This window comes from Sphingomonas montana, assembly GCF_001956315.1.
GTDB classification, from domain to species: domain Bacteria; phylum Pseudomonadota; class Alphaproteobacteria; order Sphingomonadales; family Sphingomonadaceae; genus Sphingomonas_R; species Sphingomonas_R montana.
Genome location: NZ_KV887143.1, coordinates 18,035 through 44,184, shown reverse-complemented (window position 1 = coordinate 44,184; position 26,150 = coordinate 18,035). Strand labels below are relative to the sequence as shown.

The following is a 26,150-nucleotide window of genomic DNA, read 5'->3' as shown; positions in this document are numbered from 1 at the left end:
GTGCCGAGCCTGATCCTGGCGTCGCGGTCCGCGGCGCGGCGCGCGATGCTGACCGCGGCCGGCGTCGCGCACGAGGCGGTCGCGGCCGGCATCGACGAGGATGCGGCGAAGGCGGCACTGGTGGGCGAAGGGGCGGACGCACGGCGGCTGGCCGATGCGCTGGCCGAGCTGAAGGCGGTGAAGATTTCGCGGCGCTACCCGGATGCGCTGGTACTGGGGTGCGACCAGACGCTGGCGCGCGACGACGGGATATTGTTCGATCAGCCGCGCGACCGGGCGGATGCGGCGGAACAGTTGCGGAGCCTGCGCGGGCGGCGGCATCGGCTGACCAGTGCGGCGGTGCTGGCGACGGGCGGTGTGCCGACATGGCGGCATGTCGGGGTGGCGACGCTGACGATGCGTGATTTCTCCGATGCGTTTCTGGAGGCCTATCTCGACGCGGAATGGCCGGCGATCGCGGGGTGCGTGGGATGTTATCGGCTGGAGGGGCCGGGCGTGCAGCTGTTTTCCCGGGTCGACCGGGATCATTTCACCGTGCTGGGTCTGCCGTTGCTGGCGCTGCTGGATCAGTTGCGGGTGCTGGGGCTGATAACGAAATGATTGCAGGGACGACATAATAGACTGCGGCGTTCCCCGCGGATGCGGGGGTCCAGCTTGGACATGCGGGCTAGCTTTTCCTATGGGTCCTGGCTGGATCCCCGCATCCGCGGGGATATGTGTCATCCCGATATTGCGAGTTCGATCATGCCCGGAACGCCTTTTGCCGAAGTGATCGGCGACCCGATCGCGCACAGCAAGTCGCCGATCATTCACCGTTTCTGGTTGCAGGCGCTGGGGATCGAGGCGGACTATGTCGCGACGCGGGTGACGGCGGACGGTCTGGCGGCGCATTTCCGGTTGCGGCGGGACGATCCCGACTGGCGCGGGAGCAATGTGACGCTGCCGCACAAGCAGGCGGTGTTCGACGTGGTCGACGACCGGGCGGGTCTGAAGACGACGCTGGGTGCGCTGAACTGCGTGTTCGGGGATGCCGATGGCGGGCTGGTCGGCACCAACACCGATGCGGGCGGGTTCCTGGAACCGCTGGACGACGTGCCGCTGGAGGGCAAGGCGGTGGCCGTCGTGGGTGCGGGCGGTGCGGCGCGCGCGGTGCTGCTGGCGCTGGCGAGCCGCGACGTGGGATCGGTTACGCTGCTGAACCGCACGCCGGACAAGGGCCGCGCGCTGCTGAACCAGTTCGGGTTGCAGGGCGACGCGGTGCCGCTCGATACCGCGTTGCCGCCGGTCGACCTGCTGGTGAATGCCAGTTCGCTGGGGATGGTCGGGCAGCCGCCGCTCGCGCTGGACCTGACCCCCCTGCCCGCCGGCGCGATCGTGTACGACATCGTCTATGCGCCGCTCGAGACGCCGCTGCTGGCGGCGGCGCGCGCGCGTGGCCTTACGACGATCGACGGGCTGACGATGCTGATCGGGCAGGCGGCGCTGGCGTTCGAGATCTTCTTCGAAGCGCATGCTCCGCGCGACCGCGACGCGGAATTGCGGGCGTTGTTGACCGCGGCATGATCGTCCTGGGGCTGACCGGGTCGATCGGCATGGGCAAGTCGGCGGTGGCAGTCATGTTCCGCGACCATGGCGTGCCGGTGTTCGATGCCGATGCGGCGGTACACCGGTTGCAGGCGGCCGGCGGCGCGCTGGTGCCCGCGATCGAAGCGGCGTTTCCGGGGACGACGGGGGCGGCCGGTGTCGATCGCGGTCGGCTGGGCCGGGCGGTGCTGGGCGATCCGGCGGCGCTGGCCCGGCTGGAGGCGATCGTCCATCCGGCGGTGGCGGCGGCGCGGCGGGATTTTTTGAACGGGCAGTCCGGGTCGGACATCGTCGTCCTCGATATTCCATTGCTGTTCGAGAAGGGTGGCGCGGAGTCGGTGGACGCGGTGGTGGTGGTTTCCGCCCCGGCCGAGGTGCAGCATGCGCGCGTGCTGGCGCGGCCCGGCATGACGGCGGACCGGTTCGCCGCGATCCTGGCGTTGCAGATGCCCGATGCGGACAAGCGTGCGCGGGCGGATTTCCTGATCGATACCGGTATTCCGATCATCGATACGGCCGCGCGGGTCGGCGCGCTGGTCGCTTGCCTCCGCGACCATGGAGTCCGATACTGTGCCGCATGCGCGAAATTGTCTTCGATACCGAAACCACCGGCCTGAACCCCAGGAACGGCGACCGGCTGGTCGAGATCGGCTGCGTCGAGCTGGTCAACCGGTGCGAGACGGGGCGGACGTTCCACGCCTGGTTCAACCCCGATCGCGACATGCCGGCGGAAGCGGAGGCGGTCCACGGCCTGTCCGCCCGGTTCCTGAGCGACAAGCCGCGGTTCCACGAAGGCGCCGCCGATTTCCTGGCGTTCATCGGCGATGCGCCGCTGATCGCGCATAATGCGACGTTCGATTTCGGGTTCCTGAATGCCGAGCTGGAGGAGTGCGGACACCCGCAAGTGTGCATGACGCGGATGATCGACACGCTGGCGATCGCGCGGACGCGGCATCCGGGGGCCAAGCACAGCCTGGATGCGCTGTGTTCGCGCTACGGCATCGATCGCAGCCACCGCGTGAAGCATGGCGCGCTGCTGGATGCGCAGTTGCTGGCGCAGCTTTACGTCGAGTTGATGGGCGGCCGGCAGATCGGCCTGATGCTGCCCGCAGAAGAGTCCGGCGCGGATGCGGCACCGGTTGGGATGCGCGACGTTGTACCGGTGACGGTGCGGCCCATGCGGTCCTTCACGGCCAGTCCGGAAGAACTGGCGCGGCATGCAGCATTCGTGGCGAAACTGGTCGATCCGTTGTGGAGCACGGTCGACGCCTGAAGGGGTGTAAACAAGGGGAACCGCATCGGTTGACCCCGGAACGCCCCGGTTCTAAGGCCGCGGCGCCCGATCCTCGGGTGACCGGCCGCAAATTGCTCTTTTGAGGAGGTCATTACGATGGAAATCCGTGTCTCAGGTCATCAGGTCGACACCGGCGCCGCATTGCGGACGCATGTGAGCGAACGGATGCAGGCGATCGCCGACAAATATTTCTCGCGATCGATTTCCGCGCACGCGACCTTCGGCGTTGGTCCGCACGGTTCCTTCACCTGCGACATCGTGGCGCATGTGATGCAGGGCGTGATCCTGAAAGGGCATGGCCAGGGCAACGAGGCCCATCCCGCATTCGACCAGGCCGCCGCGCGCGTCGAGACTCAGCTGCGCCGCTACATGCGCCGGCTAAAGGACAAGCAGGTGACGACCAGCATGGGCGGTGCCGCCGCCTATGAGGACGTCCGCATCGACGAGAATGCCGGATACACGGTGTTCCAGCCTGCACCGGACGAGGAAGAGGTCGGCGACAATCCGGTCATCATCGCCGAGACGCGCGTCGACGTGCCCGATGCGACGGTGTCGGACGCGGTCATGATGCTCGACCTGCGCAACACCGGCGCGCTGCTGTTCAAGAACCTTGGCACCGGCGCGTTCAACATGGTGTATCGCCGACCGGACGGAACGATCGGCTGGGTGGAGCCGCAGCGCGCGGCCTGACCGGCCGTTCGCTTGATCCCGATGGACTCGCTCGTCGATATTCTCGCGCCCGGTGCGGTCGCGGCCGGAATGGTCGTGCCGAACAAGAAGGTGCTGTTCCAGCAGATGGCGGCAACGGCCGCACGGCTGGTGGATGTCGACGCGCGCGTCGTCGCGGACCGGCTGTCCGATCGCGAACGGCTGGGGTCGACCGGGTTCGGAGGTGGCGTCGCGATTCCCCATGCCAAGATCGATGGGTTGCCCGGTGTCGTCGGGTTGTTCGCACGGCTGTCGACGCCGATCGATTTCGCGGCGGTGGACGACATGCCGGTCGATATCGTGTTCCTGCTGCTGTCGCCGACCGACGCCGGTGTCGAACATCTGAAGGCGCTGGCCCGCGTCAGCCGGCGGTTGCGCGACCGGGTGTTCGTGGCGAAGCTGCGCGGGGCGGCATCGGAAGATGCGCTCTATGCGCTGTTTACCGGCGGCAATGGTCGTGACCCCGCCGGCTGACGCGCCTGACGCCGGTTCCGATACAGGGACCGGGGCGGTGCCGAGTGGTGCGGAGGCGCATTACCGCGCGCTGGAGTCGCTCTATGCCGCGGCGCCGATCAACCATGCGTTCGCATCGCGCCTGGAGATCATGTCGGCCGGCTTTGCCCGCATCCGGTTCCTGATCGACCCGACGGTGTATCATGCGGCCGGTGCCGCGCATGGCACGGTCTATTTCAAGATGCTGGACGATGCGGCTTTCTATGCGGCCAATTCACTGGTCAGCGACCGGTTCCTGCTGACGACGCAGTTCAACCTGTTGCTGACCCGGCCGGTGAAGGCGGGCGAAGTTGTGGCCGAAGGACGCTGGATCAGCGGGCGGCGGCGCGTGTTCGTGGCCGATGCCCGGCTGATCGATGCGGAAGGCGAGGAGATTGCGCGCGGGACGGGCACGTTCATGAAATCGCGCATCCCGCTGGCCACGCTGCCCGGTTATGCGACCGGCGCGGCCGGCCCCGGAATCGGGGCGTGACGGCGCGGCTGACCGCGGCGATGCTGGTGTCGGCGATGGTCCGGCGGGTGCAGGCCACCGGCGGCAATGCGGTGGTCCTGGCGAAGGGCGATGCGACCGCCGGCGCGATCCTGATCCTGCTGTCGGAACGCGGCGTGGCGGGCGGGATGGTCGAACGCGTGCTGGGGCCGCACGGCTATGGCCTGATGCCGACCGGGCCGGCGGATCCGAATGCGGCAGGCGCCGTATCGGACTATGTCGCGCGGCGGCGGCAGCGTGACCCGGACCTGTGGGTGGTGGAACTGGACGGGGCGGATGCCGCGCAGGTGGCGGCGGAGACGATGGGGTGAGGGTGTTCGGGTGACGGCGCGGCCAGAAGTTTGAATTGCCGCCGGGTTGGAGCTCGATAATTCGAGGGTAAGTCTTGATCAGCTTTGGCCAATCGTGATCCCGGATCGAGTCCGGGATCACGACGTGATGGTTGGACGTGATCCAAAACAGATTTTCGGCCTTGTCGCAGGAAGGCCGTGTTTGTGGGCGTGATGCGAGAGGGCTGAGGTCGCGCGCTTCTCCCTTTCCGGCATCGGCGCCTTCTACCCGGACCGGGCGCAGGCAAGTGTTGCGGCATCGATCGCGGTGGCGGCACCGTGGAGGAGGTAGCCGTCCACCAGGCGGCTGCCGTCGCGCGCACGGGTTTCGACCCGCATGCTGGCGGCGTTGCGCATGGCCGCGATGATCCGGGCGTCGATCGCCGCGTTCGGTGCCCAGGCATCGGCACCGCCCGCCACGAGCGCGAACCGCACGTCGCCGATCGTCAGCAGGACGGGTGCGCCGGGCAGCTTGGCCTTGCGCAGCCGGATATTGACCTGTGACCGGACACCGCGCGTCGGCCAGGTCGAGATCGCAGCGAACGGTCGCCAGGCGGCATCGCGTGGCCGGCCCACGGGTTCCGCGACGGCATAGCAGCGCCGCGGACGGGGATCGGAGAAGGCGCCCCAGCCCTCGAACAGGCCCAGCGTCTCGCGCGCGACGGTCGGCGCGGGCAAGGCAGCGAGCATCAGGGCCAGCAGCGCGGGGGCAGGCCACGCCGTTCGTCGCGACCTGTTCCCCCGGCCGCGTCCACAAGGCCATGTTGCAGATATACAACGCTTTTGGTTGTTTAGCTGAGGTTCATGCAACGCCATGCGATTTCATGCACTGAGCCCCCACGCCCCACAAGGGCATGTGTCACATGGAGTATATGACATGCGTAGCGTAGCTTTTGCCGCCATCCTCGGTTCCACCATGCTGGTCGCCGCCCCCGCAATGGCACAGGTCGCAGCGCCCTTCACCGGTGCGCGCGTCGAAGGGATCGTCGGCTATGACAATGTGAAGAACGGCGACACGGACGATGCGGTGGCCTACGGCGTCGCCGCCGGTTACGACATGCAGATGAACGGCCTGGTCGTCGGCATCGAGGGCGAGGCGGCGGACAGCGACGTGCGTCAGTGCGCCGGCCGCGAGACGGTCGTGTCGCCGCGCCTGTGCGCCAAGGCGGGCCGCGACCTGTACGCCGGCGCACGCGTCGGCACCGTGGTCGGTGGTCGCACCCTGCTGTACGCGAAGGCCGGCTACACCAACGCGCAGTTCAAGCTGACCAGCGACGACGGCACGAACCAGACCACGCTGGGCAAGACCAACCTGGACGGGATCCGTGCCGGCGTCGGCGCGGAATATGCGGTCGGCCCGAACAGCTATGTGAAGGCGGAATATCGCTATTCCAACTATCAGGACGGCTTCAGCCGCAACCAGGCAGTCGCGGGCTTCGGCTTCCGCTTCTGATCGCGGAACGACGCTAAATTGAGGACAAGGGGCGGGGGGTAACCTCCGCCCCTTTTTCCTTCCCCGAACGCGCGCCCACGCTATAACGTCCGTCGGATTGGTTTGTAGAGATTTGGGGCGGACATGAAGGCGACGATCGAGCGGACCATCCTGCTGAAAAGCCTGAGTCACGTACAAAGCGTGGTGGAGCGTCGCAACACGATCCCGATCCTGTCCAACGTCCTGATCGAAGCGGCGGCGGACGGCACGCTGAAGCTGATGGCGACCGACCTGGACCTGCAGGTGGTAGAAACGATCGCGGCGGCGGTGGACCAGCCGGGTGCCACGACCGTATCGGCGCACACATTGTTCGATATCGCGCGCAAGCTGCCCGAGGGTAGCCAAGTGCAACTGACCGCGGCCGATGGTAAGATGCTGATCGTGGCGGGTCGTGCGCGGTTCAACCTGTCCACTTTGCCGCGCGACGACTTCCCGATGATCGCGGAAGGCGACCTGCCGACGAAGTTCGCGTTGCCGGCCGACACGCTGAAGCAGATCATCGACAAGACGCGTTTTGCGATCTCGACCGAGGAGACGCGCTATTATCTGAACGGTATCTTCCTGCATGTGACCGACGGCGACAGCACGACCGGTCCGGTGCTGAAGGCGGCGGCGACCGACGGCCACCGGCTGGCGCGCGTCACGGTCGCACGGCCTGAGGGGGCCGAGGCGATGCCCGATGTGATCGTGCCGCGAAAGTGCATCGCGGAGCTGCGCAAGCTGCTCGACGAGGTGGACGGTGACGTGGACATCACGCTGTCGCCGACCAAGATCCGGTTCGGGCTGAACCATGCGATCCTGACGTCGAAGCTGATCGACGGGACGTTCCCGGATTATTCGCGCGTCATCCCGACTGCGAACGACAAGCTGCTCAGGATCGACCCGAAAAGCTTCATGCAGGGCGTCGACCGGGTCGCCACGATCGCGAGCGAGAAGACCCGCGCGGTGAAGATGGCGCTGGACCGCGACAAGATCACGCTGTCCGTCACCAGCCCGGAAAACGGGACCGCGGCCGAGGAAGTGCCGGGCGAATATACTTCATCCGGGTTCGAGATCGGTTTCAACGCGCGCTACCTGCTCGACATATTGGGGCAGGTGGAAGGCGACACGATCGAGGTCCACCTGGCCGACGCCGCCGCCCCGACTTTGATCCGCGAGAATGATACGTCGTCGGCACTGTATGTGCTGATGCCGATGCGGGTTTGAGGGGAACGCGCTGAACCCTTCACTTTCATCCTGACGGGGGAGGGGTGGGCGCCGGCTTCGACTTCGGCGTGTAGCGGCCGAAGCAGTCCTCCAGCGACCAGCCCTGTTCTTCGAGCGCGCGGAGGGTGAGGGTGCCGGCGGCGCGGGCGTCCTCCAGCGCGTCGTGGTGGCGGAAGCTCAGGTTGAAGACCTTGGCCAGGTTGGCGAGACCGTGGCCGCCGCCTTCACCCTTCAGATGCGGCCAGGCGCGGCGGGCTATGGTGACGCTGTCGAGCCAGCGGCAGGCGAAGGCGGGCAGGATGTGATGGTCGCAGGCGTTGCGGAGTGCGCCGCGATCGAAGTTCCCATGCGCCAGGACGATGCGGTCGTGGAGATGCGCGTGGAGCCAGGCATGAAGGTCCGGAAAACAGGCGGCGTCGGCGACGTGCGTGTCGCGGATGCCGTGGACGCGGATGTTCATCGATTCGAACGGTTCGCGCGGGTTGACCAGTACGACCTCCGACGCGACCTCGCGCCCGTTCTCGTACACGACGATGCCGATCTGGCAGATGCTGCGCGTGTTGCGATTGGCGGTTTCGAGGTCGATCGCGACGAAGCTGTGGCTCATGCAGCTCCGCGTAGCACCGCGAACACCGGTTCGGCCAGATCGGCACGGCAGATCAGCAGGTCGGGGAGCCAGGGGTCTGCCATGTTGTAGACGAGCGGACTTCCGTCGATCCGGCTGACGTGGAGGCCGGCGGCCTGCGCGACGGCGACGGGGGCGCAGCTGTCCCACTCATATTGCCCGCCGCTGTGGAGGTAGATGTCGGCCTCGCCACGCACGACCGCCATCGCCTTTGCGCCGGCCGAGCCCATCGGGATCAGTTCGGCGTCGAGCGCCTTTGCAACCTGCAACGCCTCGGCCGCGGGGCGCGAGCGGCTGACGACCATGCGGATGCGGCCGCCGGCCTGATCGGGTGCGGTGCAACCGGCCGTGCAGATGGTGTGCGATTGCGCGGGGAGGGCGACCGCGCCGGCGGTGGCGCGGCCATCGACAGCGAGTGCGATGTGGACCGCCCAATCGGCGCGGCCGTCGCCATATTCGCGCGTGCCGTCGAGCGGATCGACGATCCAGGCGCGGGTGTTGGCAAGGCGGGTGGGGTCGGCGGCTTCCTCCTCCGACAGGATCGCATCGTCGGGGCGCGCCTCCCGCAAGGCCGCCACGATGAAGGCGTTGGCGACCGCATCGCCGGCAGCGCCCAGCGCCTTGCCGCGGAACAGGTCCGACCCACGCAGCGTCATGAGGATTTCGCCGGCGGTTTCGGCCACGCGGCGGGCGAGGGCGGCGTCGCTGAGCTGCTCGGCGATCGTGCCGGGGGTGGTGGCGTCGGTCATGCGGGCATGCCCAGCAGGCGGTCAACGATCGCTTCGGCGGCCTGTTCGGGGGTCATGTCGATCGTGTTGACGCGGATTTCGGGGTTCAACGGTTCCTCATAGGGGCTGTCGATGCCGGTGAAGTTGGCCAGTTCGCCGGCGCGTGCCTTGGCGTAGAGGCCTTTCACGTCGCGCCTTTCGGCGACGTCGAGCGGCGTGTCGATATGGACCTCCATGAACTCGCCGGGCGGGAGCATGGCGCGGACCATGTCGCGTTCCGCGCGGAACGGCGAGATGAAGGCGGTGAGCACGATCAGGCCGGCGTCGGTCATCAGCCGCGCGACCTCGCCCACGCGGCGGATATTCTCGACGCGGTCGGCATCGGTGAAGCCGAGATCGCGGTTGAGGCCGTGACGGACATTGTCGCCGTCGAGCAGGAAGCTGTGATGGCCGAGTGCCAGCAGGCGTTTTTCGACGAGGTTGGCGATGGTGGACTTGCCCGCACCGGACAGCCCGGTGAACCAGAGCAGGCGGGCACGCTGGTTCTTCTGCGCAGCGTGCGCCTCGCGCGTCACGTCGATCGCCTGCCAATGGACGTTGGCGGCGCGGCGCAGCGCGAAGTGGATGAGACCGGCGGCGACCGTGGCGTTGGTGATCTTGTCGACCAAGATGAAGCCGCCGAGGTCGCGGCTGATCGCACCGTCGGCCGCGGCATAGGGTTCGAACACGATCGGTCGGTCGGTCGACAGGTTGGCGACGCCGATTGCGTTCAGCCCGAGCGTGCGCGCGGGCAGGTGCGCCATCGTGTTGACGTTGACCTGATATTTCGGGGCCTGAATCTGGGCCGAGACGGTCTGGGTCGCCAGTTTGAGCCAGTAGCCGCGGCCGGGGAGCATCTCCTCGTCCGCCATCCAGAGGATCGTCGCCTCGAACTGGTCGGCGACCTCCGCCGGGGCATCGGCGCGGACGATGACGTCGCCGCGGCTGCAATCGACCTCGTCCGCCAGCGTCAGCATCGCGGACTGGCCGGCGACGGCGTGCGGCAGGTCTCCGCCGGCCGTGACGATGCGCGCCACGGTCGTCGTGCGGCCGGAGGGGAGGATGCGGACCGGATCGCCGGGCGCGATGCGGCCGGCGGCGATCAGGCCGGAGAAGCCACGGAAATCGAGATCGGGGCGCGCGACCCACTGGACCGGCATGCGGAACGGGCGCGCCTGATCGGCCGTCACGTCGAGCGGGACGGTTTCGAGATGCTCCATCAGCGTGGGACCACTGTACCACGGCGTGTTTTCCGACCGGCTGGCAATGTTGTCGCCCTTGAACCCGGAGATCGGGATGGGGACGAAGTCGTCGATGCCGATCGAGCCGGCGAATGCGCGATACTCGGCGACGATCGCGTCGTAGCGCGTCCGGTCATAACCGATCAGGTCCATCTTGTTCACCGCCAGCACCAGCTTGCGGATGCCGACGAGGTGGGCGAGGTAGCTGTGCCGGCGGGTCTGGGTGAGGATGCCCTTGCGCGCATCGACCAGGATGACGGCGAGGTCGGCGGTGGAGGCGCCGGTGACCATGTTGCGGGTATATTGTTCGTGGCCGGGCGTGTCGGCGACGATGAACTTGCGCCGGTCGGTCGAGAAGAAGCGATAGGCGACGTCGATCGTGATGCCCTGTTCGCGTTCCGCGGCGAGGCCGTCGACGAGCAGCGCGAAGTCGATGTCCTGGCCCTGCGTGCCGACGCGTTTCGAGTCCGCCTCGAGCGCGGCGAGCTGGTCCTCGAAGATCATCTTCGAATCATACAGGAGCCGGCCGATGAGGGTGGACTTGCCGTCGTCGACCGAACCGCAGGTGATGAAGCGGAGCAGCGATTTGTGCGCGTGCTGGTCGAGATAGCTGTCGATGTCAGAAGCGACGAGATCGGGCGCGCGGTAGGCGGTGTCGGTCATGCGTATAGTCCCGAGTTCATGCGCTGCTCGCGAAGACCGTCATCCTGACGGATGTCAGGATCCATTATCACTCGGCTAGACGGTGGAGTGCCGTTCCGCACTGTCACGCTCCCCGAGGGAACGGAGAGATGACGGGGCGTGATGCGCGCGTTCCGGAGGGTGGCCGATCGTATCGGGGTCGCGTTTCCGGGTCCGGCGGCGTGATAATGGATCCTGACTTCCGTGAGGATGACGGGGAAGGGGGCGGGATGCGCCGGTGTTGTTGCGGCGGCATCGGGCATCCTGTGGTCGGGCAGAAGGCTTCTCATCAGAAATAGCCCTCCTGCTTCTTCTTCTCCATGCTGCCGGACTGGTCGTGGTCGATGGCGCGGCCCTGGCGTTCCGAGGTCGTCGTCAGCAGCATTTCCTGGATGACCTGGGGGAGCGTGGTCGCCTCGGACTCGACCGCGCCGGTGAGCGGGTAGCAGCCGAGCGTACGGAACCGGATCGAGCGGTCGACGGGCACCTCGCCCGGGGCCAGGCGGAAGCGGTCGTCATCGACCATCAGGAGCATGCCGTCGCGTTCCACGGTGGGGCGGGGGGCGGCGAAGTAGAGCGGGACGATGGGGATCGCCTCGGCCTGGATGTACTGCCAGATATCGAGTTCGGTCCAGTTGCTGATAGGGAAGACGCGCATGCTTTCGCCCTTCGCCTTGCGCGCGTTGTAGAGCCGCCAGAGTTCGGGGCGTTGCGTCTTGGGGTCCCAGCGGTGGGTGGCGGTACGGAACGAGAAGACCCGTTCCTTGGCGCGGCTCTTCTCCTCGTCGCGCCGTGCGCCACCGAATGCCGCGTCGAAACCATATTTGTCGAGCGCCTGGCGCAGGCCTTCCGTCTTCCACATGTCGGTGTGGAGGCCGCCATGGTCGAAAGGATTGATGCCGCGCGCCTCCGCATCGGGGTTTCGGTGGACGAGCAGTTCCATGCCTGACTCCGCCGCCATCCGGTCGCGCAGCGCATACATGTCCCGGAATTTCCAGGTGGTGTCGACGTGGAGCAGCGGGAAGGGCGGCGGCGCGGGGTAGAAGGCCTTGCGCGCGAGGTGCAGCATGACCGCCGAATCCTTGCCCACCGAATACAGCATCACAGGGCGTTCGGCCTCGGCCACGACCTCGCGCAGGATGTGGATGCTTTCCGCTTCCAGCCGCTGGAGGTGGGTCAGGGTCTGCGGTGCGGGTGCGGTAGCCATGCCGCTGTATCTAGGATGGGGGCGGGGACGGGGAAGCGGGATTTGCTTTCACACGGGATAGGTGGGGGTGTTGGGGGCTTGGATCCCCGCCTGCATCGTCATTCCAGCGAATGCCGGAGCCCATTGTCACTACGCTGGGTCCGGCCACGACCGGCGTGATAATGGATCCTGACGTCCGTCAGGACGACGGTGGGAATGTCGTCAAGATGACGGCGGAGCTGTGGTGCGCGTCCGTACCGCCTGAGCCTAGTCGCGGAGCAGTTCGTTGATGCCGGTCTTGGCGCGGGTTTGAGCGTCGACGCGCTTGACGATGACGGCGCAGTAGAGCGAGGGGCCGCCGGCCAAACCGGGAAGCGTGCCGGGGACGACGACGGCGTAGGGCGGAACTTCGCCGAGGAAGACCTCGCCCGTCGCGCGGTCGACGATCTTGGTCGACGCGCCGAGATAGACGCCCATCGACAGCACCGCGCCTTCGCGGACGATCACGCCCTCGGCGACCTCCGCCCGCGCGCCGATGAAGCAGCCGTCCTCGATCACGACCGGGTTCGCCTGCAGCGGTTCGAGCACGCCGCCGATGCCGGCACCGCCGGACAGGTGGACGTTACGCCCGATCTGCGCGCAGGAGCCGACGGTGGCCCAGGCATCGACCATCGATCCCTCACCGACATGCGCGCCGATGTTGACGAAGCTGGGCATCAGCACCGCGCCCTTCGCGACATAGGCGCCTCGGCGGACGATCGCGCCGGGCACCGCGCGGAAGCCGGCGGCGCGGAACGCGGCATCGTCCCAGCCCGCGAATTTCGACGGGACCTTGTCGAACCCGGGCGACCCGGCCGATCCGCCGTCGACGATGGCGTTGTCGTTCAGCCGGAACGACAGCAGCACGGCCTTCTTCAGCCACTGGTTGACGACCCACTGGCCATCGACCGGTTCCGCGACGCGGGCGGTGCCGGTGTCGAGCATGTCGAGCGCGGTATCGACGGCGTCGCGGACGGGGCCGCGCGTGGCGAGGCCAATGTTCGCGCGATCTTCCCAGGCGGCATCGATGATGGAGGCGAGATCGGTCATGCGGCGGGTTCCTGTATGGCATGCAGCCATTCGCCGACATCGGCGATGACATGGTCGATGGTGGCGGGGTCGGCCCCGTGGCCGGCGGATTCGGAACCGTTGTCGACCCATATGGTCGTCAGCCCGAGCGCCTTGGCCGGCACGAGGTTGCGGGCCATGTCCTCCACGAACAACGCGGTCGTGGGGTCGATATCGAACGTGGCGAGCAGCGAGGCGTAGCTTTGCGGATCGGGCTTGGGCTGGTAGGCGCAGGCGTGGATGTCATGGATCGCCTCGAACGCGTCGGTGAGGCCGATCCGGGCGAGCACGCGGGCCGCATAGGTGGCGTCGCCGTTGGTGAAGATGAGCTTGCGACCGGGCAACCGCGCCATCGCCTCGACCAGCCGGCGGTCCTCGGCGATGCGGTCCATCTCGATGTCGTGGACATAGTCGAGGAATTCGCGCGGATCGATCGCGTGGCTGCGCATGAGGCCCGACAGGGTGGTGCCATGTTTGAGGAAATGCGCTTTCTGCACGCGTCGCGCCTCGGCCGCATCGACGCCGAGCAGGGTCTGGATATACTGCCCCATCCGCACGTCGATCAACGCGAACAGGTCGGTCGACGCCGGATACAGCGTGTTGTCGAGATCGAAGATCCAGGTGCGGATATGGGCGAATGCGGGATGCATGGATGCGCCCTAGCGGGCCGCGCGGCGTGCGACAACAGCGGCGCTTGGGTCACCTGTTCCACGTGGAACAGTTTCGGCAGCGCCGGGTCGCTCCACGATCAAAGCGCGGGATAATGCCGCGTTTTGTTGAGCGGTCATGAACGGTTGGGGGTGTAGTCTGCGACGTGCGGCGCGGGCCGCGGGAGGTTTTGACGATGGTCCTGAAAGCATCTGCGCGGCATGCGACGATCCTACTGCTGCTGGCCACCACGGCATGCGGCGGGGCGACGGGTAGCGGCACGGTGAGCAGTACGCCGACGCCACCGCCGGCAACCCCGACTCCGACTCCGACCCCGACCCCGCCGCCGGTGACGCAGCCCGATCCGATCACCCCCACGCCGACCCCGCCCGCCACCGGAACCGGCGAATATCAGCGATCCGCCGGTGCGGTGCAGGCGAGTGCCGGCACCGCCCATGACCGCGGCATCACGGGCACCGGGGTGGTTGCGGGCGTGATCGGCAGCGGAATCGACCCCGACAGCGCGGAATTTGCCGGGCGGATCAGCGCCGCATCGCTCGACCTTGTGGGCGCGCGCGGGATACGGGACGAGGATGGGCACGGAACGGCGGTGGCCGGCGTGCTGGGGGCGGCCCGCAACGATATCGGCGCACTGGGCATCGCTTATGGTGCGACGCTGCTGGTGCTGCGGACGGATACGGCCGGAAGCTGTGCCACCGCTGATGGATGTTCGCACAATGATTCGGCGATCGCGCGGGGCATCGACGTGGCGGTGCAGAACCGCGCGCGGGTCATCAACATCTCGCTGGGGGGGACCGAGTCGGGCGGGGCGGCCTTCCGTGCGGCGGTCAATCGCGCGACGGCGGCGGGGGTGGTGATCGTGCTGTCTGCCGGGAACGACCCGACGCCCGATCCGGACGCCTTCGCGCTGATCGCCAATGGCAGCGAGGCGCGCGGGCTGGTGGTGATCGCGGGGGCCAGCGGGCAGGATGGCCAAATCGCGTCGTTCAGCGCGCGGGCCGGATCGGGCAGCGCACATTATCTGCTGGCGCTGGGCGAGCGGGTGCGCAGCGTCGACGAAGCGGGCGGTACGTTCCTATATTCGGGCACGTCCTTCTCCGCGCCGCTGATCTCCGGCGCGGTGGCGTTGCTGGCGCAGGCATTCCCGAACCTGAGCGGTCAGCAGATCGTCGATATCCTCTATGCCACCGCGACCGACCTAGGCGCGGGCGGGGTGGATGCGGTAAACGGGCGGGGGCGGCTGAACCTTGCGTCCGCGTTCCGGCCGATCGGCGCGACCGCGCTGGCCGGCAGCGGAATGGCCGTCGCGATGACCGACAATGCGACGCTGTCTGCGGCGATGGGCGATGCGGGGCGGAGCGGCGCGTCGGCGGGGGCGGTGATGCTGGATGGCTATGGCCGGGCGTTCACGATCGATCTGGCGCGCACGCTGGCTCATACCGCACCGGAGGGGCGGCTGTACCCGGCGCTGGCCGGCGGCGTGCGGCAGGTTTCAGGCGGCGTGCCGGGGGCGATGTTCGCGGTGACGATCGCATCGCGCGGGGGCGACGTGGCGGTGGAGCGGCTGACGCTGGCGCGGAACGATGCGGCGGCGGCGCGGGCGACCGCCGGCATGGTCGCGACGCGGATCGGCGTGGGGATGACGATGGGGCTGGGTTTCGCACAGGGTGCGGCAAGCGTGGCGCGCGCGATGACGGGGCAGGGCGGCACGCCGTTCCTGGTCGCGGGCGACCCGCGCGAGGCCGCCGGATTCCGCCAGCGCACCGGATCGAGCCTGGCGGTGCGGCGCGACCAGGGTGGGCTCGGCGTGACGGTGACTGCGGAAAGCGGCGACGCGCTGGTCCTGGGACAGCGGACAGGCACGCGGCGCGTCGGGCGTTATGACCGGCAGGGTTATGCGACGGTGGGTGTCGCCATCGATCGGTGGTTCGGGCCGTTGCTGTTCGGGATGGGCGTTTCGCGGCTGACGGAACGGGCGACGGTGCTGGGCGGGCGGTTTACGGCACCACTGGGCGCGGGGGGTGCGGTCAGCGATTTCGTGGATCTGTCCGCGCGTGCGGCGCCGGGCGGCGGCTGGACGCTGGCGGGGGTCTGGCGACAGGGCTGGACGCGGGGTGCGGCAGGTAGCGTCGCGCTGAACGGAGCGCGGCTGCGGACGGGCGCGTGGAGCGTGGAGATCGGCAAGGCGGGGCTGTTCGGCGGTACGGACCGTGCCGGCCTGCGCGTGGCGCAACCGTTGCGCGTGGCGCGGGGCGGCGTCGATCTGACGCTGCCGGTCGGCTATGACTATGCGACCGGGGCGGTCGAGATGGGGGTGCGGCGGCTGGGGCTGGCCCCGAACGGGCGCGAGCTGGACGTCGAGGGATCGTTCGGGCGGGCGGCGCTGGGTGGATGGATGTCGACCAACCTGTATTGGCGGCGCGATCCGGGCAATTTCGCGGATGGGCCGGCGGACGTCGGCGGGGCGGTGCGGTTTTCGGTGGCGTTGTGAGGGGCGGCGTGGCGTTCGGTCCATTGGGATTTGATGACCGGGAGGGAGATTGATTGGCTTTGACGTTTCGTCATCCCGGACTTGATCCGGGATCCAGAACCACAAAAGCTGCGCCCGCGTCCCTGCATCCCGGATCAAGTCCGGGATGACGGGATAGAGGCCGACTTCGGTCTACCGGAACCGTAGTGATAATGGGTTCCAGCCTTAGCTGGAATGACGGGCTGGAGGTTGCGCGGCCTGATCGATGGTCTGGCATTACGCAAGCCTCAGACGGTGAAGCTCTCGCCACAGCCGCAGGCACCCTTGGCATTCGGATTGGCGAAGACGAAGCCGGCGGTGAAGTCGTCCTCGACCCAGTCCATCGTCGATCCGATGAGGTAGAGGATCGAGCCACCGTCGACGTACAGATCGCCGCCTGGGGTGGTGATCTTCTCATCGAACGGGTCGGCGCTGAACACATAGTCGACCGAGTAGGCGAGGCCGGAGCAGCCGCGGCGCGGGGTGGATAGTTTAACGCCGATGCTGCCGTCCGGCGCGCGCGCGATAAGATCAGCGATGCGGGCGTGCGCGGTGTCGGTGAGGTTGAGTGCGGCCGGGCGGGCGCGGAGCGTGGTGGCCATTACAGCATTCCCAGTTCGAGTTTCGCTTCGTCCGACATCTTCTGCGGATCCCACGGCGGATCCCAGACGAGGTTCACCTCGGCCGAGCCGACGCCCGGCACCGCGCCGACGCGCATCTCGATCTCGCCCGGCATCGATTCGGCGACGGGGCAGTTGGGCGTGGTGAGCGTCATCGACACGACGACATGGTCGCCCGCGACGTCGACACCGTAGATCAGCCCGAGGTCGTAGACGTTGACCGGGATTTCGGGGTCGTAGATTTCCTTCAACGCCTCGATCACCATTTCGTAGAGCTGGCCACCGGGTTCGCCGGGGTTCAGTTCCGCGGGCTGCTGCGCCAGGAAACCGTCGAGATAATCGCGTGGGCGCGGGGCGGGCGCTTCGTCGAGCGTCGGCTCGTCGATCGCGTCCGACACGCGCGCGCGACGTGGCGGGGGCGGGGTGTGATCCAGCTGTTCGGTCGTGAAATCGTTCATCCGAAGATCCTCGTCACCCGGTCGAGCGCGCGGGCGAGCGCGTCGACATCGGCCAGGCTGTTATAGACGCCGAAGCTGGCGCGGGCGGTGGCCGTGACGCCCAGATGCGCCATCAGCGGCTGGCAGCAATGATGGCCGGCGCGGATAGCCACCTGCTCCTCGTCCAATATGGTGCCGACATCGTGCGGATGCACCCCGCCGACCGCGAAGCTGACGATGCCGGCACTGTCCGCAGGGCCGAACAGCGTGATGCCCTTGATGGCCGACAACCGTTCGCGCGCGGCGGTGACGAGCGCGGTTTCATGCGCGTGGATGGCGGCGAGGCCGATCTCTGTCACATAGTCGATCGCGGTGTGGAGGCCGAGCGCGCCGACGATGTGCGGGGTGCCCGCCTCGAACCGACCGGGGGCGGGGGCGTAGGTGGTGCCGGCGAACGAGACCTTGTCGATCATCGCGCCGCCGCCCTGCCATGGGGGCATGGCGGACAGGATATCGCCGCGCGCCCAGAGCACGCCGATGCCGGTCGGGCCGTAGAGCTTGTGACCGGAGAAGACGTAGAAGTCGCAGTCGAGCGCCTGCACGTCGACCGCGATGCGGGCGACGGACTGGCAGCCGTCGATCAGGATCTTCGCGCCGACCGCATGGGCGAGATCGGCGGCGCGGCGGGCGTCGAGGATCGAGCCGAGCACGTTGGAGACGTGCGACAGCGCCACGAGCCTGTGCGCGGGGGTGAGGATGGTGGCGACCGCCTCGAGATCGATCCGGCCGTCTTCGGTGAGTGGCGCGACATCGATGATCGCGCCGGTGCGCGCGGCGAGCAGCTGCCACGGCACGATGTTGGCGTGATGTTCGAGCTGGCTGAGCAGGATGCGGTCGCCAGCCTTGAGCGACTGGCCCCAGCTTTGCGCGACGAGGTTGATCGCCTCGGTGGCGCCGCGGACATAGACGATCTCGTCCTGGCTGTTCGCGTTGATGAAAGTGGCGATGCGAGCGCGGGCAGCTTCGTACGCCACGGTCATGTCGGCGGAGCGCTGGTACACGCCGCGGTGGACGGTCGCGTAGGTCTCGGCATAGCCGCGGGTGATCGCGTCGATCACGACCTGTGGCTTCTGCGCGGTGGCGGCGGTGTCGAGATAGGCCCAGCCGGCGGGGATCGCCGGGAAGTCGGCGACGACGTCGAGCGGGGCGGCGTCGGCCTCGCGTACCTTGGTCATGACGGTCATGCCTCTGCCCCCAGCCATGCGTCCGCGGCGGCGCGGAACGCCTCGCGGATCGGTTCTTCCTCGATGCGATCGAACACGTTGCCGACGAAGGCACGCGTGAGCAGCGCGCGGGCGGCCTGTGGGGGCACGCCGCGGCTGGCGAGATACCAGAGCGCCTGGGCGTCGAGTTCGCCGACGGTGGCACCGTGCGCGCACTTCACGTCGTCCGCGAAGATTTCGAGTTCGGGCTTCAGGTTGATCGTCGCGGTGCGGCGCAGCAGGAGGCCGCGGAGCGACTGTTCACCGTCGGTCTTCTGCGCACCGCGCGCGACCTCGACCCGCGCGGCGAGGCTGGCGGTGGCGCGGTCATCGGCGACCGCGCGCCAGATCTGGCGGCTGACGCCGTCGAGCGCGTCGTGGCGGACGGCGATCGCGGCGTCGTGACGCTGGCGATCACGCGACAGGAGCGCGCCGCCATATTCGGCGCGCGCGGCATCGCCGTGGAGCATGATGCCGGCGTCGATCCGCGTGCCCGCATCGCCGATCGCGAGGACGGTGGCGGCGAGATGGGCGTTTGCCGCGAGCGTGACCGTCTCGCGCGTGGAGGTGAAGCCGCTGGCCTGCATCAGTCGGACGTTGCGGGTCAGGTGCGCGTCGGCGCCGAGCGCAATATCGGTCTGGCGGTTGGACCAGCCGTCGCCGGCATGCGTTTCGACGATGCTGGCGCGGGCGCCGTCGGCGAGCATGATGCGAGCCGGGACGTGGTTCGCGCCGCGGGTGGCGATGTGGACGATCTGGATCGTGTCCGCCTGCTCTGCGCCGGTGGGGACGGTGAGCGTCCAGCCGTCATGGTCCGCGGTGAGCATGCCTAGCGGGTGGGTGCCGGTGGTCTCGACGGGGCCGAGCGTGACGCGGCCGGGGGTGCTGTGCTCCGCGACGTAGCGGCCGTCGACGAAGAGCAGGCGGGGGCCTTCCGCAGCAATCCAGAGCGGGTCGACGCTGGCCGGCGTGCCGGTCGGGGTCTGGTTCGCGAGGGCGGGAAGGGCGGTGAGGTCGGACCAGCGCCAGGCTTCTTCGCGGGTGGTGGGGAGGGCCAGGGTCATGCGATCATGCTTCCCGATCGGGATGACGATTTTCCAGAACGGCGGTTGTGTCCGTGCCGTGCATCACGCCGCGATTCCCGCATAGCCGTCGCGTTCGAGTTCGAGCGCCAGATCCGCGCCGCCGGAGCGGACGATGCGGCCGTCGGCCAGGACGTGGACGAAATCGGGGCGGACATAGTCGAGCAGCCGCTGATAATGGGTGATGAGCAGCACGGCCTTGTCGGGCTTGCGCATGATGCGGTTGATGCCGTCGCCGACGATGCGGAGCGCGTCGATGTCGAGGCCCGAGTCGGTTTCGTCCAGCACCGCGAGCGCGGGGTCGATGATGCCCATCTGGACCATCTCGTTGCGCTTCTTTTCGCCGCCGGAGAAGCCGACGTTCACCGGGCGCTTCATCATGTCCATGTCGAGGCCGAGGCCGTCGGCCTGTTCGCGCGCGATCTTGAGGAAAGCGCCGCCGGACAATTCGGCCTCGCCGCGCTCCTTCTTCTGCGCGTTCAGGGCGGTGCGGAGGAACTGGACGTTGGAGATGCCGGGAATCTCGACGGGGTACTGGAAGCCCAGGAACAGCCCGGCGGCGGCGCGTTCGTGCGGTGCAAGCCCAAGCAGGTCCTTGCCCTGGAAGGTCACCGAGCCGCCGGTGATCTCGTAGCCGGGGCGGCCGCCGAGGACATAGGCAAGCGTCGACTTGCCCGCGCCGTTGGGACCCATGATCGCATGGATCTCGCCCGCGTCGAGCGAGAGGGTCAGGCCCTTGAGGATGGCCTTGCCGTCGACTTCGGCGTGGAGGTTTTCAATTTTCAGCATGACAGTCCTAGCAGTCAGTCCCACCGGTCGCACGACATAAGGTCTGTGCGGACCTAGCTATTTCATCGGCTTCCGAGCTCTTGTATCCAGCTTGCTCGACGGCTTCGCGATAACGGGAATCAACCTTAGGCTGATCATATGTATCGCGACCGCCACTCGATGAAATCTGAGAACTAGAATTACTCGGAGTAAATTCGGAGATAAGACCTAATAAAACTATTATCCCGCCAACAACGAGAAATTGCTGCAGTGCCTTCAGCGATTCCCATTTGCTTCTGATAGAATTCCATTGTCGGCGCATCACCCTACGCTCCCCTCGAGGCTGATCCCGAGCAGCTTCTGGGCCTCCACGGCGAACTCCATGGGGAGCTGCTGGAGGACTTCCTTGGCGAAACCGTTGACGATCAGGCCGACGGCGGTTTCGGGGTGGAGGCCGCGCGACATGGCGTAGAACATCTGGTCGTCGCTGATCTTCGAGGTGGTGGCCTCATGCTCGATCTGCGCGGTGGGGTTGCGGATCTCGATATAGGGGATGGTGTGCGCGCCGCACTGGTCGCCGAGCAGGAGCGAGTCGCACTGCGTGAAATTGCGGACGTTCTCCGCGGTCGGGCCGACGCGGACGAGGCCGCGATAGGTGTTGTCGGAGCGGCCGGCCGAGATGCCCTTCGCCACGATGGTCGAGCGCGACCCCTTGCCGAGATGGATCATCTTGGTGCCGGTATCGGCCTGCTGCCGGTTGTTGGTGACCGCGACCGAGTAGAATTCGCCGACGCTATTCTCGCCCGCCAGCACGCAGGACGGGTACTTCCACGTGACCGCGGAGCCGGTTTCGACCTGGGTCCAGCTGACCTTGCTGTTCTTGCCCTGGCAGAGCGCGCGCTTGGTGACGAAATTGTAGATGCCGCCCTTGCCCTCGGCATCGCCGGGATACCAGTTCTGGACGGTGCTGTACTTGATCTCTGCATCGTCGAGCACGACCAGTTCGACGACCGCGGCGTGAAGCTGGTTCTCGTCGCGCATCGGCGCGGTGCAGCCTTCGAGATAGGACACGTAGCTGCCCTTGTCGGCGACGATCAGCGTGCGTTCGAACTGGCCGGTGTTGGCCGCGTTGATCCGGAAATAGGTGCTGAGCTCCATTGGGCAGCGGACGCCCTCCGGAATGTAGACGAAGGTGCCATCGGAGAAGACCGCGCTGTTGAGCGTGGCGAAGTAGTTGTCGTGCGCGGGCACGACCTTGCCGAGCCACTGCTTGACCATGTCGGGATATTCACGGATCGCCTCGGAGATCGAGCGGAAGATGACGCCCGCCTTCTCCAGTTCCGCGCGGAAGGTGGTGGCGACCGAGACGCTGTCGAACACGGCGTCGACCGCGATGCGGCGTGGCGGTTCGGCGCCCTCGACGCCGGCAAGCAGCTTCTGCTCGGCAATCGGGATGCCGAGCTTTTCGTAGATGCGCAGGATCTCGGGATCGACCTCGTCGAGCGAACCGAGCTTCGGCTTCTCCTTGGGCGCCGCGTAGTAATAAGCGTCCTGATAGTCGATCGGCGCCATCTGGAGCTTGGCCCAGTCGGGCGTCTCCATCGTCAGCCACTTGGCATAGGCCTTCAGCCGCCAGTCGAGCATCCATTCGGGCTCGCCCTTCTTGGCGGAAATGAACCGGACGGTGTCCTCGCTCAGCCCCTTGGGCGCGAAATCCTGTTCGATGTCGGACACGAAGCCATATTTGTAGGTCGATGCTTCCTCGACGGCTTCATGCGCTTCGCGGTTGCGGACGTCGGTCATGCGATGGCTCCTGCCACAATGGGTACGGCCGGCGTCGCGGCCTCTGTCGTTCGTGTCATGGTCGTCCGGGCGGGCCCGGTGCCCGCGAGCGTGGCCAGCGAGACGCCGCCCAGCGCGGCGCGGATCGCCTCGTTCACCGCCGACCAGTGCGGCCGGACCGAACAGGCCCCTTCGAGCGCGCAGTCGTGCCGCGTCTCGTCGACGCAGGTCGTCATCGCGATCGGACCTTCCACCGCCTCGACGATCTGCCCCAGGCTGATCGCTGCGGGCGCATGCGCGAGGAGGAAGCCGCCGCCGGTGCCGCGCGCCGAGGTCAGCAACCCGGAGGCGGCAAGCCGCCCCATCAGCTTCTGCGTCGTGGGCAGCGGCACGCCGGTTTCACCCGCGAGCAGCGTCGCGGACAACCGGTCGCCCGCCGGGTGACGTGCGGCGGCCGTCAGGATGACGACGGCATAGTCGGCGAGCGAGGACAGTCGCACTGGTATCCAATCGGAGTGATTCGGTAGGATTGGGAGATAGGGTTTTTCCGGGGGGGATCAAGCGGGGTCTGGGGGTGGGCGTTTGGTCCTTGGTGGCGTTGCGGCACTGTTGTGTTTGGGGAGCGGTTGCATCCATCCCCAACCCAGTTGCACGTTCTGTCAGGTAAAACAGGCCCCCGGCCTGTTTCAGGGATTGCCGGGGGCAATCCCGACCTGACCGGACCTGCAACTCTTGAAAGGGAGGGGGCTTTTGGGCTTCCGTGTGTTCTTGACCTGTTCTAAACCGATGGCATGGCGACCGCACCTTCCTGCTTCGACGACAGCCCGTTGGTGGCGCGGGACGTGGCGCGCGGGGTGGCGCGGTTGCTGTTCCGGCAAGATGCGATGGCGTTGTGCGAGGTGCCGCTGGGCAATGGGCGGCGGGCGGACCTGATGGCGATCGGCCCGAAGGGCGAGGTGGTGATCGTGGAGGTCAAGGTGTCGCGCGCGGATCTGCGCGGGGACGCGAAGTGGCCGGAATATCTGGACTATTGCGACCGCTATTACTGGGCGGTGCCGGCGGGGTTCGACCTGGCGCCGTTCGGGGAGGATGCGTTCCTGCCCGATGTCTGCGGGCTGATCGTGGCGGACCGCTACGATGCCGAGACGGTGCGGGCGGCAGCGGTGCGGCCGATGGCGGCGGCGCGGCGGAGGGTGGAGACGTTGCGCTTCGCCAGGCGGGCGGCGCGGCGGTTGCTGGGCGGGCTGGATCCGGGGTTGGTGGGGTTGGACTGAGCGGCTTAGTAAGCAGAACGCCTACCGCCCCTGGTTGCGCCAGCGACGGACGACACGGGTGAGGATCGCGTCTTCGCCGCCCGACTCGCGCCAGAGGACGGAGAAGGCCGGGTCGTTCGAGGCGGGGCGCTTTTCCGGTTCCAGATCGTCGAGCTGGACGCGGATCGGGATCGCGACGCCTTCGCCGCAGATGATCGCTTCGCGGTTGCGCAGCGAGGGGATCGAATCGAGGAAGCCGCGCGCGCCTTCGGGCATGGCGGCCTTTACGAATGCCTGATCGCGGTCGTTGTTGAGGCGCATCGAAATGAGCGTCCCGCACTGCGACAGCACGCCTTCGGCCAGATCCGACGGGCGTTGCGTGACGAGGCCGAGCGAGACGCCATATTTGCGGCCTTCCTTGGCGATCCGTTCCAGCACCTTGCGCACCGCCTGACCGCCGCCGGTGCGGTCCGCCGGGATGTAGCGATGCGCTTCCTCGCACACCAGCAGGACCGGGCGTTGCGCCTCCCCCCGCGCCCAGATCGCATAGTCGAACACCATGCGGCTGATGACCGCGACGACGACGGCGGTGATGTCGGACGGCACGCCCGACACGTCGATGATCGAGATGGGGCGGCCGCCGCCGGGCAGGCGGAACAGCTTCGCCAGGAACGGCGCCATCGTATCGCCGACCAGCATGCCGGAGAACATGAAGGCATAGCGCGGATCCGCCTTGATCTCGTCGATCTTGGATTTCAGGCGCAGATAGGGGGCGCTGTCGGTCGCCTTGTCCATCCGTCCCATCTCCGTCTGGATCATGTTCGACAGGTCGGACAGCAGATAGGGGACCGGGCTGTCCACCGTCAGCCGCGGGATCGTTTCGGCCAGCCGGTTCTTCAGCCGGGCGGCAAGCAGGCATTTGGCGAGGATGGCCATGTCGACCTGCCGATCGGCGCCGCGCGACGTGACCAGCACCTCGGTATGTTCCTCGAAATTCATGAGCCAGTAGGGCATCGCCAGATTGCCGACGTCGAAGATCTCGCCCGTCGCATTGAACGCGGCGCTATATTCGCCGTGCGGGTCGATCATCACGATATGCCCTTCGGGCATGCGTTCGCAGATCCGGTGCAGGATCAGCGCGGTCGCGGTCGACTTGCCGGTGCCGGTGGAGCCTAGGACGGCGAAATGCTTGCCGAGGAGTGCATCGATGAACAACGCGCCGCGCACGTCGGTGGTGGGATAGATGGTCCCGACTTCGACATGCGCGCGGTCGTCGGTCGCGAACACCTGACGCATGTCGTGGCCCGACAGCGGGAAGATGCGCGCCCCGGGGACGGGGTAGCGGGTGATGCCGCGCCGGAAATTGCGGATCGCGCCGGACGCGGCGTCATGATCCGCCTCGCCCAGGAAATCGATGTCGGCGACGATGCGGTCGGCGTCCCGTTCGGACACCATCATCGAGCGGACGTTGGCGATCAGCCAGCGGTTGGCGACGACCATCTTGACGAGGCTGCCGACCTGGCCCGCCGCGGCGGTCGCGGGGTCGGGATCCAGCGCGAGCCGACCGATCAGCGCGGCGTCCAGCACGATGCGCGTCCCCGCGCCGGCGACATCGCGCAGCTGGCCGATCTCGGGCAGGTCGACCGGGCCGTCCACCACCGGCTGGGCGGTGCGGAACGCCGGGCCGCCAAGCCCACCCATCGACATGTCCATGCTCAACACCTTCCGAAACCAGCCAGCCAGACGGTAGTGGCGCGGGCGTTAAGATTCGGAAAAGGTTCCTAAATCAGCGCAGGCGGCGGAACAGCAGCGCGCCGGCCCAGCCGAGCAGCAGCGAGACGAGGACCGCGAACAGCCCGTAGAGAAAGGCGCGATCGGCGGCGGCGGCGGCGACATAGCGTTCGAAGCCCGATTTCTCGATCGCGATTTCACGCGTGGCGCCGGCCACGACACGGCCGCCCTGCAGCAGGAAGGTTTCGGCGGTGTAGGTGCCGACCGGCACGCGCGCGGGCAGGTGGATGCGCGCGCGGTAGAGGACGCCTTCGCTGATCTGGACGCCGTCCTGTTCCTCCGCATACAGGCCGGCGCGGCGCTTCAGGTCGACGAGGCCGCGTTCCAGCCGGCGCTGTTCGTCCGGCACCTTGCCGCTGGCGGGGGACAGCTGGATATTGTCGACGCCCAGTTCGTAGACGGCGGCGGTGCGATCGTCGACCAGTGTATTCAGCGGGCGGGAGGTGGCGATGGCGTAGAAGCTGGGGACCGAACGGAACCGCGCGCTGTCCGCGTTGATCCACATGCCGGCGACCTTCTGCTTTTCGCGCAGCACGATCGGTTCGGCGGGACCCTTGATGACGATCGCGATGTCGGCGTCCCGCGTCGGCAGGCGGCCGCCGGGGTAGAGGATCGCGCCGAACAGCAGCAGTTCTGCCCCGGTGAAGCTGTAGACGATGTCGATCCGGCGCTGCGACACGTCGGGCACCAGCCGCGGCGCGGACTGCGCGAGCAGGAGCGGGGCGAGGAAGGCAAGCGCGAACGCCTTCACCGG

Annotated in this window: 28 protein-coding genes; 12 read left to right on the top strand and 16 right to left on the bottom strand. The window is 67.5% G+C overall.

The window, feature by feature from the left end:
- The 8 genes from BKY59_RS03695 (at nt 1) to BKY59_RS03660 (ending at nt 4,900) form a co-directional block, all read left to right on the top strand.
- Nucleotides 1-600, top strand: coding sequence for a Maf family protein (locus BKY59_RS03695; RefSeq protein ID WP_129586185.1), 600 nt, complete (start codon nt 1-3; stop codon nt 598-600).
- Between the two features lie 144 nt (nt 601-744).
- On the top strand, nt 745-1,563 hold the full coding sequence (gene aroE, locus BKY59_RS03690) for a shikimate dehydrogenase (protein WP_076068965.1): 819 nt from the start codon (nt 745-747) through the stop codon (nt 1,561-1,563).
- Nucleotides 1,560-2,201 carry a dephospho-CoA kinase gene (coaE, locus tag BKY59_RS03685; protein WP_076068753.1) on the top strand — a complete coding sequence of 214 codons (642 nt, stop codon included), beginning with the start codon at nt 1,560-1,562 and terminating at the stop codon, nt 2,199-2,201. Before aroE ends, coaE begins: the two co-directional genes overlap by 4 nt.
- Entirely contained in the window at nt 2,162-2,857 is a 696-nt protein-coding gene (dnaQ, locus tag BKY59_RS03680) for a DNA polymerase III subunit epsilon (RefSeq protein WP_076068752.1), read from the top strand. Before coaE ends, dnaQ begins: the two co-directional genes overlap by 40 nt.
- Before the next feature lie 117 nt (nt 2,858-2,974).
- Nucleotides 2,975-3,568 (top strand): ribosome hibernation-promoting factor, HPF/YfiA family, encoded by a 594-nt coding sequence (gene hpf / locus BKY59_RS03675; RefSeq protein WP_076068751.1) that lies wholly within the window; start codon nt 2,975-2,977, stop codon nt 3,566-3,568.
- A 21-nt stretch (nt 3,569-3,589) separates the two neighbouring features.
- Nucleotides 3,590-4,060, top strand: coding sequence for a PTS sugar transporter subunit IIA (locus BKY59_RS03670; RefSeq protein ID WP_076068750.1), 471 nt, complete (start codon nt 3,590-3,592; stop codon nt 4,058-4,060).
- Entirely contained in the window at nt 4,017-4,571 is a 555-nt protein-coding gene (locus tag BKY59_RS03665; protein ID WP_083671854.1) for a PaaI family thioesterase, read from the top strand. The genes BKY59_RS03670 and BKY59_RS03665 overlap by 44 nt, the downstream gene beginning before the upstream one ends.
- Nucleotides 4,568-4,900, top strand: coding sequence for a DUF1491 family protein (locus BKY59_RS03660; protein WP_240499943.1), 333 nt, complete (start codon nt 4,568-4,570; stop codon nt 4,898-4,900). The genes BKY59_RS03665 and BKY59_RS03660 overlap by 4 nt, the downstream gene beginning before the upstream one ends.
- A 243-nt stretch (nt 4,901-5,143) precedes the next feature.
- Here the strand turns inward: BKY59_RS03660 and BKY59_RS03655 are convergent, their stop codons facing one another.
- Complete coding sequence (locus BKY59_RS03655) at nt 5,144-5,596, bottom strand: hypothetical protein (protein WP_338056503.1); 453 nt, start codon at nt 5,594-5,596, stop codon at nt 5,144-5,146.
- Nucleotides 5,597-5,795: 199 nt separating this feature from the next.
- Here BKY59_RS03655 and BKY59_RS03650 point away from each other — a divergent pair, with 199 nt between their 5' ends.
- Nucleotides 5,796-6,371: an outer membrane protein gene (locus tag BKY59_RS03650; RefSeq protein WP_076068748.1), complete on the top strand. Its 576-nt coding sequence runs from the start codon at nt 5,796-5,798 to the stop codon at nt 6,369-6,371.
- 123 nt (nt 6,372-6,494) lie between these two features.
- On the top strand, nt 6,495-7,616 hold the full coding sequence (gene dnaN / locus BKY59_RS03645; RefSeq protein WP_076068747.1) for a DNA polymerase III subunit beta: 1,122 nt from the start codon (nt 6,495-6,497) through the stop codon (nt 7,614-7,616).
- Between the two features lie 25 nt (nt 7,617-7,641).
- Here the strand turns inward: dnaN and BKY59_RS03640 are convergent, their stop codons facing one another.
- From BKY59_RS03640 to BKY59_RS03615, 6 genes are all read right to left on the bottom strand, one after another.
- Nucleotides 7,642-8,223: an exonuclease domain-containing protein gene (locus BKY59_RS03640; RefSeq protein ID WP_076068746.1), complete on the bottom strand. Its 582-nt coding sequence runs from the start codon at nt 8,221-8,223 to the stop codon at nt 7,642-7,644.
- Entirely contained in the window at nt 8,220-8,990 is a 771-nt protein-coding gene (locus tag BKY59_RS03635; RefSeq protein WP_206362008.1) for a 3'(2'),5'-bisphosphate nucleotidase CysQ, read from the bottom strand. Before BKY59_RS03635 ends, BKY59_RS03640 begins: the two co-directional genes overlap by 4 nt.
- Nucleotides 8,987-10,912 (bottom strand): sulfate adenylyltransferase subunit CysN, encoded by a 1,926-nt coding sequence (gene cysN, locus BKY59_RS03630; protein WP_076068745.1) that lies wholly within the window; start codon nt 10,910-10,912, stop codon nt 8,987-8,989. The genes BKY59_RS03635 and cysN overlap by 4 nt, the downstream gene beginning before the upstream one ends.
- Nucleotides 10,913-11,219: 307 nt before the next feature.
- Nucleotides 11,220-12,137 (bottom strand): sulfate adenylyltransferase subunit CysD, encoded by a 918-nt coding sequence (gene cysD, locus BKY59_RS03625; RefSeq protein WP_076068744.1) that lies wholly within the window; start codon nt 12,135-12,137, stop codon nt 11,220-11,222.
- Nucleotides 12,138-12,383: 246 nt separating this feature from the next.
- Entirely contained in the window at nt 12,384-13,205 is an 822-nt protein-coding gene (gene dapD, locus BKY59_RS03620; RefSeq protein WP_076068743.1) for a 2,3,4,5-tetrahydropyridine-2,6-dicarboxylate N-succinyltransferase, read from the bottom strand.
- A complete protein-coding gene (locus BKY59_RS03615) occupies nt 13,202-13,873 on the bottom strand; it encodes a pyrimidine 5'-nucleotidase (RefSeq protein ID WP_076068742.1) in 672 nt (223 codons plus the stop codon). Before BKY59_RS03615 ends, dapD begins: the two co-directional genes overlap by 4 nt.
- 194 nt (nt 13,874-14,067) lie before the next feature.
- Between BKY59_RS03615 and BKY59_RS03610 the strand changes: the two genes are divergently transcribed.
- Nucleotides 14,068-16,383, top strand: a complete 2,316-nt coding sequence (locus BKY59_RS03610; protein WP_076068741.1) for a S8 family peptidase — start codon at nt 14,068-14,070, stop codon at nt 16,381-16,383.
- A 266-nt stretch (nt 16,384-16,649) separates the two neighbouring features.
- On the opposite strand, the gene BKY59_RS03605 is transcribed toward BKY59_RS03610, so the two are convergent.
- The 7 genes from BKY59_RS03605 to BKY59_RS03575 all read right to left on the bottom strand — a co-directional run bounded on the left by BKY59_RS03605 (nt 16,650) and on the right by BKY59_RS03575 (nt 22,852).
- A complete protein-coding gene (locus BKY59_RS03605) occupies nt 16,650-17,003 on the bottom strand; it encodes a HesB/IscA family protein (protein ID WP_076068740.1) in 354 nt (117 codons plus the stop codon).
- Nucleotides 17,003-17,479, bottom strand: a complete 477-nt coding sequence (locus BKY59_RS03600) for an SUF system Fe-S cluster assembly protein (RefSeq protein WP_076068739.1) — start codon at nt 17,477-17,479, stop codon at nt 17,003-17,005. Before BKY59_RS03600 ends, BKY59_RS03605 begins: the two co-directional genes overlap by 1 nt.
- The gene (locus tag BKY59_RS03595) at nt 17,476-18,702 is read right to left on the bottom strand and encodes a cysteine desulfurase (RefSeq protein ID WP_076068738.1); all 1,227 of its coding nucleotides are present in this window, start codon (nt 18,700-18,702) and stop codon (nt 17,476-17,478) included. Before BKY59_RS03595 ends, BKY59_RS03600 begins: the two co-directional genes overlap by 4 nt.
- Nucleotides 18,699-19,784, bottom strand: a complete 1,086-nt coding sequence (locus tag BKY59_RS03590; RefSeq protein ID WP_076068737.1) for a SufB/SufD family protein — start codon at nt 19,782-19,784, stop codon at nt 18,699-18,701. Before BKY59_RS03590 ends, BKY59_RS03595 begins: the two co-directional genes overlap by 4 nt.
- Before the next feature lie 63 nt (nt 19,785-19,847).
- Nucleotides 19,848-20,591: a Fe-S cluster assembly ATPase SufC gene (gene sufC, locus BKY59_RS03585; RefSeq protein WP_076068736.1), complete on the bottom strand. Its 744-nt coding sequence runs from the start codon at nt 20,589-20,591 to the stop codon at nt 19,848-19,850.
- Between the two features lie 300 nt (nt 20,592-20,891).
- The gene (gene sufB / locus BKY59_RS03580; protein WP_076068735.1) at nt 20,892-22,373 is read right to left on the bottom strand and encodes a Fe-S cluster assembly protein SufB; all 1,482 of its coding nucleotides are present in this window, start codon (nt 22,371-22,373) and stop codon (nt 20,892-20,894) included.
- Nucleotides 22,370-22,852, bottom strand: a complete 483-nt coding sequence (locus tag BKY59_RS03575; protein ID WP_076068734.1) for an SUF system Fe-S cluster assembly regulator — start codon at nt 22,850-22,852, stop codon at nt 22,370-22,372. The genes sufB and BKY59_RS03575 overlap by 4 nt, the downstream gene beginning before the upstream one ends.
- Before the next feature lie 291 nt (nt 22,853-23,143).
- Here BKY59_RS03575 and BKY59_RS03570 point away from each other — a divergent pair, with 291 nt between their 5' ends.
- Nucleotides 23,144-23,626, top strand: a complete 483-nt coding sequence (locus BKY59_RS03570) for an MmcB family DNA repair protein (RefSeq protein WP_076068733.1) — start codon at nt 23,144-23,146, stop codon at nt 23,624-23,626.
- 21 nt (nt 23,627-23,647) lie between these two features.
- Here BKY59_RS03570 and BKY59_RS03565 read toward each other — a convergent pair whose 3' ends face one another.
- A complete protein-coding gene (locus tag BKY59_RS03565) occupies nt 23,648-25,318 on the bottom strand; it encodes an ATP-binding protein (RefSeq protein WP_129586184.1) in 1,671 nt (556 codons plus the stop codon).
- A gap of 73 nt (nt 25,319-25,391) precedes the next feature.
- On the bottom strand, nt 25,392-26,147 hold the full coding sequence (locus tag BKY59_RS03560) for a TIGR02186 family protein (protein ID WP_076068732.1): 756 nt from the start codon (nt 26,145-26,147) through the stop codon (nt 25,392-25,394).
- Between the last annotated feature and the right edge of the window lie 3 nt (nt 26,148-26,150).